This window comes from Variovorax paradoxus, assembly GCF_024734665.1.
In the GTDB taxonomy this organism is placed as follows: domain Bacteria; phylum Pseudomonadota; class Gammaproteobacteria; order Burkholderiales; family Burkholderiaceae_C; genus Variovorax.
The window spans coordinates 1131073-1143055 of record NZ_CP102931.1; the positions used below are offsets into that span (position 1 = coordinate 1131073).

General features: G+C 61.7%; 4 protein-coding genes. All 4 read left to right on the top strand.

Translation table 11 applies throughout. The features are described 5' to 3' along the window. Positions 1-249 precede the first annotated feature (249 nt). Complete coding sequence (locus NWF24_RS05435; RefSeq protein ID WP_258355245.1) at positions 250-1971, top strand: ShlB/FhaC/HecB family hemolysin secretion/activation protein; 1722 nt, start codon at positions 250-252, stop codon at positions 1969-1971. Between the two features lie 70 nt (positions 1972-2041). Then, positions 2042-2884, top strand: a complete 843-nt coding sequence (locus NWF24_RS05440; RefSeq protein ID WP_258353301.1) for a hypothetical protein — start codon at positions 2042-2044, stop codon at positions 2882-2884. 91 nt (positions 2885-2975) lie between these two features. Then, a complete protein-coding gene (locus NWF24_RS05445; RefSeq protein WP_258353302.1) occupies positions 2976-11189 on the top strand; it encodes a two-partner secretion domain-containing protein in 8214 nt (2737 codons plus the stop codon). A 9-nt stretch (positions 11190-11198) separates the two neighbouring features. Then, complete coding sequence (locus tag NWF24_RS05450; RefSeq protein ID WP_258353303.1) at positions 11199-11564, top strand: hypothetical protein; 366 nt, start codon at positions 11199-11201, stop codon at positions 11562-11564. Positions 11565-11983 lie beyond the last annotated feature (419 nt).

The following is an 11983-nucleotide window of genomic DNA, read 5'->3' on the forward strand; positions in this document are numbered from 1 at the left end:
GCCGTGAGCGTTCGACCGCACGAAATTGACAACAAGTTGCCGATTCTTGTTAATTTCAATGCCGAAAACCAATGCAACGATGTTGCATATCTAACGGAAATTCCAAGAATTCTCTAAGTCACGTTTGGCCACATATGTGCAGCCAAACGCCGCATGAAAATCCGCGCCCGCAACGTATTCCTCGTTGCATTAGTTCGGATTTTCATGCTCCCTTTTCCACGCTCTTGCGCGCCGCAATTGCTGCGCGCCATGCCTGTTGTCTGCCTGCTGCTGGGCGCGTCGTCAGGCGCCTTCGCGCAAGCCAACCCTTCGGCTCCCGATCCCTTCGTCGAGCAACTGCGTCAGCAGGAGCGTGAGCGTGCCTTGCGTGAGCAGCAAGAGAAGTCGGTCGACAGCCGCCTGCAGGAGGCGGCGAAGATCGAACCAGGCCGTGTGCCCGAGGCAGAGTCTCCATGCTTTCGTATTGATCGTCTTGTGCTTTCGGGAGAGCGCTCGGCAGATTTTCAGTGGGCGTTGGAAGCTGCCGCCGGCCTCGAGGCGAACGACAGTCCCCTCGGCCGCTGCCTGGGCACGCAGGGCGTCAACGTCGTCATGGCTCGCCTCCAGCAAGCCGTCATCGCCAGCGGTTTTGTCACCACTCGCGTGCTGGCTGCGCCGCAGGATCTGGCTACCGGCACCCTGACATTCACCCTAGTTCCGGGGCGTATCGCGGCCATCCGCGCCACAGACGATTCGAGCACCCGTTTGGGCAGCAATCGCTTGCTGCTTCTGAGCGCCATCCCCGCCCGCCCCGGCGATCTGCTCAACCTGCGCGATATCGAGCAAGGCCTGGAGAACCTCAAGCGTGCGCCCACCGCCGAAGCCGACGTCAAGATCGAGCCCTCGACTGCGCCCGACGCCCGTCCCGGCGACAGCGACCTCGTTGTCAAGTACACGCAAGCCCGCATGCTGCGCGGCACCCTGAGCCTGGACGACAGCGGCACCGAAGCTACCGGCAAGTACCAGGCCGGTGCCACAGCTTCGGTCGACAACCTCGTCGGCCTCAACGACCTTTTCTACATCAACGCCAACCACAGCATCGACGGGCACGTGCTGGGCAACCCGCGCCGCGGCACCGAGGGCCAGACCGTCCACTACTCGCTGTCTTGGGGCTACTGGCTGCTGGGCTTCACTGCATCGAACAGTCAGTACCAGCAGACCGTGGCCGGCTTGAATCAAGACTACATCTACGCCGGCAAGACCAACAACGCCGAGGTCAAGCTTTCGCGCCTGATCCACCGCGACCAGCGCCGCAAGACCACTCTCGCGATCCGCGCCTTGCGCCGCGAGTCACGCAGCTTCATCGACGACACCCAGATCGAGAACCAGCATCGCGTTGTCGGCGGCTGGGAGGCCAGCCTGAGCCACAAGGAGTTCGTCGGCGAGGCCACGCTGGATGGCACTTTCGCGTTCCGTCAGGGCACAGGTGCCTTCGGTGCCAAGCGAGCACCCGAGGAGGCCTTCGACGAAGGTACCAGCCGCTTCCGGCTCATGACGGCCGATGTGAGCCTCAACGCGCCTTTCAAGATCGGCGAGCAGAAGTTGCGCTACGCAGGCCAGTGGCGTGCGCAGTGGAACCAGACCCAGCTCACGTCGCAGGACCGCTTCGGCATCGGCGGGCGCTACACAGTGCGCGGCTTCGACGGCGAGACCAGCCTGCTCGGTGAGCGGGGCTGGGTGCTGCGCAACGACATCGGTTGGGCTGTGGGGCAGAGCGGGGCCGAGCTCTATGTCGGCATCGACTACGGCCACGTGGGCGGCAAGTCCGTCGAGTGGCTGTTGGGCAATCACCTGGCGGGCGGCGTGATCGGCGTGCGTGGGGCATGGAAGGGGCTGAACTACGACGTCTTCATCGGCGCTCCGATCAGCAAGCCCGAGGGATATCGCACGGCCAAGGTAACGACGGGGTTCAACCTCAACTTCAGTTTTTGAGGAGGACGCACCACCAGAGAAATACCGACAGCACACCCCGCAAATCCAATCAACAGATCACACAAGATTCATGAAAAACAAGATTCTCCTTTCGCTCTCATTGCTGTCACTTGGCCTGCTTCACGCATGCGGTGGAGGCAGCGGCAGTGGTGGCGCCGCGCCGATGGCCGTTGCTCCGCTCGGCGCTGCATCGGGGGCGGCGGGGCCAACTGACACAACTCCCGCAAACGCGGACTCCGGTTCCGTATCGGCATCATTCGCTCGCGGCGAGCGCGCGCGCTATCTGCTGCTCGGTGTCGGCGCCCAGTCGTTCGGCGTCCTGTCGCAAAGCGAGCAGGCAGCCAGCGGTGCAATGACCCGCCTGAACGACAACACGCTGACGGGATCGAGCGCGACGAAAGAAATCAACGGCGATGCGAACTTCGCAATCGGCCGCTGGGCCGTCGGCATGGTCACGCGCAACTCGGGCGCGGAGACCCTGACGGGAGCGGACAACCGCGCGTACCACTACGTCGCCCTGAACGAGCTGAAGGCTCTGCCTGCAAGCGGAAACACCACCTGCGACGCCGGCGTCTTCACCAGCCCCACGTATGTGGGCGGCGGCAGTGGGACCGCAGTCAACAGCGGTGCCGCAACCGGGTCTTCCACCCTGGCATTCGGCAGCGAGGGTGCAGTCGTCGCAGGAGCTGTGAAGGTGACGGTCGGCGATGCCGTCGGAACGGTGAATTTCGACACCAAGGTCAAGTCGCCCTCCAGCACGGCGGTTACGGGCAGTTTCCTCAGCGCTGGCCCGGGCGCCGGCATCACGTTGGGTGATCACGGCAGCAATGCCTATGCGATTGCGGTGGGCTATGCGGCAACGCTCCCTTCCGGCGCGCGGTACATGGGCGTCGCGAAATTCCGCTGCGCTTGAGGTCGTGATTTCGGGGCCGGGGTGACCGTATTGCGACGGTTATCGCCGGCCTTGATTCGAGTTTGGGTTTCCGAGCCACCAGGGAGAAAAAATGAACAAGCATCTTTACCGGATCATCTTCAACGCCGCGCGCGGCATGCGCATGGTGGTTCAGGAAACGGCGGCCAGCATCGGGAAGGGCGCTACCAAGGGCACGCCCGGGACCACAGGAAGGACCACGGCTGCAGTGGCGCTCTTCGGCGTGCTGGTTGCGGGAGCCGTTCGCGCGCAAATAGTCGGCGCGCCCAACGTTCCGGGCAATCTTCAACCGACCGTGCTGGTAGCGCCCAACGGCGTGCCGCTCGTCAACATCCAGACGCCTTCGGCAGCAGGTGTGAGCCGCAACGTCTACAACCAGTTCGACGTGATGCGCAATGGAGCCATCCTGAACAACAGCCGCGTGAATGTGCAGACACAACTCGGCGGAATCGTTCAGGGCAACCCATGGCTAGCCAGGGGCCCTGCGCGCGTCATCCTCAATGAAATCAATGGTGGCAACCCGACGCAGTTGCGTGGCTATGTGGAGGTGGGTGGACCGCGGGCAGAGGTGATCATTGCCAATCCGGCGGGCATCTCCGTCAATGGCGGCGGATTCATCAACGCATCGCGGGCAACGCTGACCACCGGCGTGCCGCAGTTCAATGCGTCGGGTGGGCTCGACAGTTTCCTCGTACGCAACGGCACCGTCGGTATCGAAGGTGCGGGGCTCGATGCAAGCAGGACGGACTACGCGGCGATCCTTGCGCGGGCCGTGCAGGTCAACGCGGGCATCTGGGCGAGCGAGCTCAAGGTGGTCACGGGTGCCAATAACGTCAGCGCCGACCATGGCAGCGTCACACCCGTTGCAGGCACTGGGCCCTCACCTGCTTTCGCGCTCGATGTCGCTGCGCTGGGCGGCATGTACGCCCAGAAAATCACTCTCATCGGCACCGAGGCGGGGCTTGGCGTGCGCAATGCGGGCAACGTCGGTGCGGGTGCAGGCGGTCTTGTCGTGACGGCGCAAGGGCGACTGGAGAACACAGGGACGTTCGAGGGGCCGAGGGTCGAGCTCGACAGCAGCGCGGGCATCGACAACCGCGGCGGCACCATCCGGCAGACCAGCATGGCCGGCCTCACGATCGATTCACCGGTGTTGAGCAACACGAACGGCGGTGTGATCGGCGAGGAGCCTTTGACACCAACAACCGGCGCGGGCGGTACGGCAAGCACCGGTGGCACGGCGGCCGCCTCGAATCCATCCAATCCGAGCGCAGGTGCAGCCAGCGTTGGCGCATCGCAGGTCCCGTCTTATGTCCCGCCATCCCCCGGCATCATCACCGCCGCCGACACGATCCAGAACGACGGCGGGCGCATCTACGCGGGTGGCCCCATCACGCTCAAGACCCCGCAGATCAACAACGCGGGCGGTACGCTCAACGTGGCCACCATGGCCGTGTCCGGTTCCAGCTTCAGCAACGCCGGCGGCACGCTCAACGTCAGCCAGAGCTTCGGTGCGAACGTCGGCCGTCTCGACAACACGGGCGGCAAGCTGAATGCGGGTAGCCTGCACATCGCCACGGGTGGCGATCTGATCAACGTGGATGGCACGTTCACCAGCGGCAGCGATGCGAGCCTTGTGGTCGGCGGGACGGCTGACAACACGCGCGGAACTGTTTCGGCCACGGGTCGTTTGACGGCCAACGTAACGAAGGCCGTGAACAACAGCTCCGGCACGCTGGTCGCCAACCAAGGCCTGACACTCAGCGCTGGCGCGCTGGACAACAGCAAGGGCAGCATCCAGTCGGTGAATGCGGGCGCGCAGCTCGATGTCGCCAATCAGCTGACGAATACAGGCGGTGCGATCGGCGCGGGGACCGACCTTTCTGTGAGAGCGGGAGCGCTCGGCACCAGTGGAACGATTCGCGCCGGTAACGACGCCACGCTCGCGGTTGACGGCGCGCTCGTCAACGACGGCCGCATTACCGCGGGCCGCAACACCGCAATTAGCGCCGGCAGCTTCGCGTCGGGCAGTGCCAGCGTGCTCGGTGCTGGCGTGCTGAACGACAGCAAGATGGGTGCCGCCGGCGACCTGAGCGTCACGGCATCAGGCAGGTTGACTGCCAATGGAACGAACCTTGCCGCCGGCAATGCAGCGTTGCAAGGCGCCAGCATCGACCTGTCGAAGAGCCAGACCAGCGCAGCGAACATAGCCATCACGGCGACGCAGGGCGACGTCAGCACCAGCGACAAGGCAAAGGTACTGACGCCGGGCACCCTGAGCATCGTCGCCAACGCCCGGGCAGGCCAGACCCTGGTCAACGACGCCGGTGCGCTCAATGCCGGCCGGCTCCACCTGCAGGCCTCGAACATCGCCAACACCCATGGCGGCGAGATCTTGCAGACGGGGGCCGATGCGACCACCGTGGCCGTCTCCGGCACCTTGAACAACGATGGCGGGCGCATCGCCGGCAACAGCCACGACTTGAGTCTGAGCGCGGCCACGCTCAGCAGCGTGGGCGGCAAGATCGAGCATGCGGGTGCAGGTACCTTGCGCATGACGGGCGGCAGCTACAACGGAGCGGGCGGCCAGATCACCGGCAATGGCGCACTGGTTGTCGACCTGAGCGATGGCTTCGCACAAGACAACGGCCGAACCGTCGCAAAGCAGATCACCATCGATGCCGGTTCGTTGAGCAATCGGGGCGGCAAGGTCTTCGGAACTTCGCTGTCGGTCGACACCCGCGGAGGCGAACTGGACAACAGTGCCAAGGGCACCATGGCCGCGACGGAAGCGGTCGTGCTCAGGTCGGGAGCACTGAACAACGATGCAGGCTTGATCCAGTCGGGCGGTTCGCTGCACATCGACACGAACAGCCAGGTCCTGACCAACACCAATGCGGCCGGCTACCGGACCCAACCCGCAGACCTGGCCGGAGGCATCGTGAGCGGCGGCACGCTCGACCTGAAAACAGGCGACGTCAAGAATGTGGCGGGCTCCATCGGATCGAAGGGGGCTTTGACGGCTGATACCCAGGCCTTCACGAACACCGATGGCGTACTCATGGGCGGCCAGCCCGCCGCTCTTGGTGCAGACGGCAAGATGCGCAGTGGCACAGGCGGCGTGTTCCTGAACGCAAAGTCTTTCAGCGGCGATGGTCAGATCATTTCCGCCAACGACCTGGGCATCGCACTTGTGCAGGACGTCACGAACAACGCAAGCATCGGCGTCAATGGCAACCTGAGCTATGTCACCGCCGGCAAGTTCACGAACAACACGAAGCTGCTGGCGGGGCGAACGCTCACGGTGGGCGGAAGCAGTGTCGACAACACTGCCGGTGCCGAGATGTCGGGCGGCGACACCATCGTCAACGCCGCGACAAGGTTGACCAATCGAGGCTTGATCGACAGCCAGGGATCGACGCAAATCGACTCAGGCGCGCTGAACAACGTCGGCACGGGCCGCATCTACGGCAACGCCGTGTCTGTCGCGGCCGGCACGCTCGACAACTACGCCGAGACTGTCGGCGGCGTGACCAGGGCCGGGGCCATCGCGGCGCGCGAGACGCTGAACATCGGTGCCGGCACCGTCAGCAACCGCGAGCACGCGCTGATCTTCAGCGGCGGCCTGGGCGCCAAGGCCATGAACATCGGCGGCAAGCTCAACGGGAACCGCGAAGCAACGACGAGCGGCGGTGTCTTGAGCAACCTGAGCGCGCGCATCGAGTCGTTGGGCGGCATGACCATCTCGATGGGGCAGATCGACAACCTCGACACGCACATCAAGCTCGGGCCGCAGACGACGACCAGGCAGTTCTCCAGAACCATCGGCGTGGAAGGCATCGGCCATTTCAAGCCGGAAGATGTTGCCTACACACCGGGCAAGCCCAACCTCGCGATACGCAACCCCGACGGCAGCTGGAGGCCCGCCAACGGCCATGTCTGGGGCCTCTGGGACAAAACCGTCGTCATGACGACCGACACGGCCATCGATGCCGATCCCGCAGCCATCGTCGCTGGCAGGGACATGGCCCTCAACGGTGGTGGGCTGAACCGTGACAGCAAGATCACAGCCGGCGGCGTGCTGACGGCGCCCGGCATCAGGAACGAGGCATTGCAAGGCGAGGTCACGACGCAGACGGCTTCCATCGTGCATTGGCGCGCCACCAAACGGGAACCCGACATCATCGAACCCGTGTCGAGAGTGAGCAAGGACGTCGGTGCCTACGAGAAAACCGGCAACCTCAACGCCACCCGGGGTTACGACGCAGGCAAGCCCGCCAGCGGAGCGAACGGCGGCAACGGCAATGTCACCATCGTCGAAGTGCCGGCCAACGTCGGTGCGGTCGTGAAAACCGATGGCCGCAGCAACCCCGGCGTCGGTGCCAGCCAAGCCATCCCGATGGTCGTGCGCACCAGCGCCCCTCGCGTTGACATCCCACGGGCCAGCCTGTTCAACCTGAATGGCGGCCCACAAGGCTATCTTGTCGAGACCGACCCGCGCTTTGCCAACTACCGCAACTGGCTCAGCAGCGACTACCTGCTCAGCGGCCTTGGCCTCGACCCCAACAACACCCTCAAGCGCTTGGGCGACGGCTTCTACGAGCAAAAGCTCATTCGCGAGCAGGTCGCACAGCTCACGGGCTATCGCTACCTGGGTGGCTACTACAGCGACGAAGAGCAGTACACGGCACTCATGAACAACGGGGCAACCTTTGCCGGGCAGTACGGCTTGCGCCCCGGCATTGGCCTGTCGGAGGCCCAGATGGCCCAGCTCACCAGCGACATCGTCTGGCTGGTGGAACAGACCGTGACGCTGCCCGACGGAAGCACCCGGAACGTGCTGGCGCCGCAGCTGTACGCGCGTGTACGGCCCGGCGACATCGACGGTTCGGGCGCGCTGCTGAGCGCCGATGCCACCGTCATCAAGGGCGACGGCAACCTCATGAATACAGGCACCATCGCCGGGCGCACGCTGGTCAGGATCGACAAGGACAACGTAAACAACCTCGGCGGACGCATCGCGGGTGGCGACCTGGCCATTCACGCCAGGACCGACCTCAACAACATCGGAGGAAGCATCACGGCTGGCGACGTCGCTGCCTTGACGGCCGGCCGCGACATCAACATTCGCAGCACAACCCAGACCGATGGGTCCAACAAAAACGCGGACCGTATCGCTGGCCTCTATGTGACGAACCCGGGCGGCACACTGGTTGCCAGTGCAGGCCGCGATGTGAATCTGATCGGCGGGATCATCTCCAATCAAGGCACTGGCGGCTACACCTCGATCACGGCGAAGAACGACATCAACCTGGGAACAGTGACCGAGACGCGGGTGATGTTGGGTTCCAGTGTGAGCACGTCGATGGCGATGGCCAATTCACAGGAGCTCGGGAGCACCATTTCCACGAACGGCACTACGGTGCTGAAGGCTGGGCGTGACGTCAACGCGCGGCAGGCCATTGTGGATGCCGGCAAGAGCCTGCTGGCCGTGCACGCGGATCGCGACATCAATATCGAGGCGGGCGAGACCAGAGCTACTGGCAGTTACTCCGCGCAATGGACGGACAAGAAAACCTTCAGTCGCACAAACAACAACCTCTTTCGCAGCTTCGACGCGATGACGAGTGTGGGCAGCAAGTTCTCTGGCGGACTTGTCTCTCTTGGCGCGAAGAACGACATCAACGTCATCGGGTCCAGCCTCAGCGGCAAGGACGGCGTTGCCGTGATAGCGCAAGGCAATCTAACGATTGTCGAGGGACGAAATACCTCAAACGCCGGCTATCAACTGAGTCAACAGAAGAGAGGGATCAGCCCACTCGGTGCCGCCATGGGGTTTGTGATGCCCTCCGGAAGAGCGACAGCCACAGGCAGCGAGATCAGCTCCGACACCGCCGCGCCCAGCACCATCTCCAGCAGCAACGGAGGCATCCTGCTGCAGGGAAACAGCAGCGTCTTCCTCCAGGGCGTGCAGGTAGATGCAGCCAAGGATGTCGCGATCAAAGGCGGCAACGTGGTCATCCAGGCGGCCATGAACAGACAGTCGGTAATCGGGACAACCGGTAGCCAGAACGCTTGGTACGACTTCGGCAGCGCCGCGATTCTCAAGGACGTCGGCAAGGGGATCAAAGCGCGAGAGACAACGGCGACCGAGGTCGATGTCACGACCTTGACCCGAACCAACATCAGCGGCGCGAACGTCAGTATCGCTGCCGACGATACGCTGGCCTTGAGGGGGACGGCCATCAACACTCCGGGAAAGCTGAGCTTGGCCGCGGATATGTTGTTGATGGGGACGCAGACAACCGAAGAGGCGATGCGTACCACCAGTCAGGGACGCGACTTGGTGTACCAAGTTTCCCGGGACAAGGGGACCACCGATCAGACGACCAACTACAACCTGATCAAAGCAGGAAAGTTGTCTGTCACGGCGAGCCGCGTACAGGTCGGCCTCGGTGCTCGGGACAGTATCGAGCAGCTCTCCAAACAGCCGGGCATGGGCTGGGTGGATCAGTTGACCAACGATCCGAAGCTCAGCGACAAGGTCGATTGGCAGAGAGTCGATGAAGTCCACAAGAACTGGAACTACGACAAGCAAGGCCTGACACCCGAGGGTGCTGCGGTGGTGACCCTCGTCGTGGCGTACTTCACGGCGGGAGCGGCCTCGGGGGTGGGTGGCTCCGTTGCATCAGGCGTGGGCGCAACCGGAACCACGGCCGTCGTGGTCAGCGGCGCGGTCACGGCGGGGTTGACCGCGCTGGCCAGTCAGGCAGGGGTGGCGGTGATCAACAACCAAGGCGACATTGGCAAGGCTCTGCATGACCTGGGAAGCAGTGCCAATGTAAAGAGCCTGTTGACGGCCATCATCACAGGGGGCGTACTCGGCGGGCTCGATCTCAATCCGACGGGCTTGCCGACGGCGGGTGCCGGTAGCCAGGAGTTCTTCACTCAGCTTGGACAGAACTTGAAGGCTGGCGCGGCCCGTGCGGTGATTGGCACCGCGATCAATGGGGGCAGCCTGGAGGACAGTCTCAAGGACGGCCTCAAGAACGCCATCCTTGACACGGTGGCCGCGCAGGGTGCCGTCGCGATAGGGAAGCAATTCCCGGTCGGCGACTTCAGCAACTACGTGGCGCATGCCATTGCGGGCTGTGCAGTCGAAGCGGCCCGCGCCAGCAACGGCTGCGGCAGTGGGGCACTCGGGGCGGTGGTGGGCGAAGCCAGCGCTATCGCGCACAACGATGGCCGTAATGTGCTGACTGAGGGGTTGCGGTCCGACACGGCGGCCTTTGCCAGCATGTTTGGTGGTCTCGCTGCGGCCATCGCGGGCGGTAATGCGAGCCAGATCAACATCGGCAGCCAGGCGGCCGGCAATGCAGCGGCGAACAATTTCACACAAGCCGTCGCTCGTGGCGCCGCCGCTTGCGCAACAGTCGCGCTCTGTCGCAACTCTGTGCTCCTGGCCGGAGCGGCTGTGGCCATCGATGCCAAGGTGCAATCGACGCACGCCGAACACCCCGAATGGAACGACCGTACGGTCAACGCCTCGGCAGTTGCCGAGGTAATGAGTCGGGGGATGGTTGAAGGTGTCAAAAGCACCTACGACTGGTTTATTGGTACGCAAAGGCCAGCCACCTCCAATACGGGCAACACCAGCCCGCTGCCGGACTATGGACCGTCCCACACAGGTAACACGACAACGCCGCCACGTATAGACGCAACCACGGGTGGTGGCCGGATTGCTCAAGCGAACCAAAATGCGGACATCGCGAGTGGAGGGTATGGAGAGGGGGGAATCCCGAACTATGGCGGCTCGCTGACAACACCGAACAACGGTCCGGCAGGGCCGAACATCGTGATGAGTCAGTCAAATTCGGGACAACCCGTCTTTGGCAATCAACTCCCGGAGAGGCTTCGAGCCGAGATAGCTGCCGCAAATACTGCTGGTGTAAAGCCAATATCGCCGAGTGACCCTTCTTTTGAATCCGTTGTAAATCAAGGAAAGATAAAATTTGTAGTCACTGTAGATGGAAATATTTTCCTGGCACCGCACACGATAAATGGATTTGAAATATCGCATGCCGTTTTGTCCGATGGAAAGCCAGTTGTTTCCGCAGGAGAAGCCGATATTTCTGGATTCAAAGGATCTTATTTTGGAACAATTATGAATCCTCATTCGGGGCATTTCTTGAATGGGGCGACGAAAAAACAAACTGAGACTTCCGATCAAATGGCTCGTGCCGCTTTTGAGAGAATTGGTATTAAATTCCCTCCAAATAGAGACTGAAGGAGAAATATGAATAACTACGAAGTATTAAATTGGAAAGGACTCGGCCAGGAGATTTCTGAGGATTTAATTAGAGTTGATTTTCCTCCGCCTGAGTATCGAGTAAGTTCGAAAAAATATCGAAGCAGTGAGGTGCTACCTCCCGGTGCAGTTCGCGCAGGACTACTCTTCGTGTTACGCGGAAAATGTAAATGCGGATTTGGAGTTGATGACGGAGTTTCGATTATTCTTGATGCAGGTCAATATGTGAGTTTTCCGGAAGGACGTTATCAAATCGAGCCATTGGATGGTCAAGATGCTGAGGTTGCGTTCGTTTGGAATGTTTTGAAAATATTTAATGAAATTTTTCCGGGTCAATCCGGAAAAATACCGTGAAATTAAATATTTCTCTTCGCGACTAGTGAATTTTGATGTCAACGGTGCAGTTCATAGGCGTCGGTCTGTCGATCAGCTTTGGTGGCAGCCAGATTGGCCAATAGGGTGTGCGAGGGTGGCGTTAATGTTTGTTTGATATGGGGGTAAAAAATTGGAGGCGGATACTTGTGTGTGCAAATCTGTTGTCTCAAATTTCTCAAATAAGATCGTCAATTGAGCGCGTTAGGTCAATGTGTTGGATTCCGCCGATCTCTGACCCTAGGGTCAATTTTCGATGGCACTCAACAATTTAGGGGTGAGGCGGTAAAAAAGCGTGGCTGGGTGGTTGGATTTTTACCAGAATCGAGAGATGGCGAGGATGCGATGAGGTCAGTCTTCGAGATTTTCTCGAAGATTGAAGGAAAAGAGATTCCGGCAAT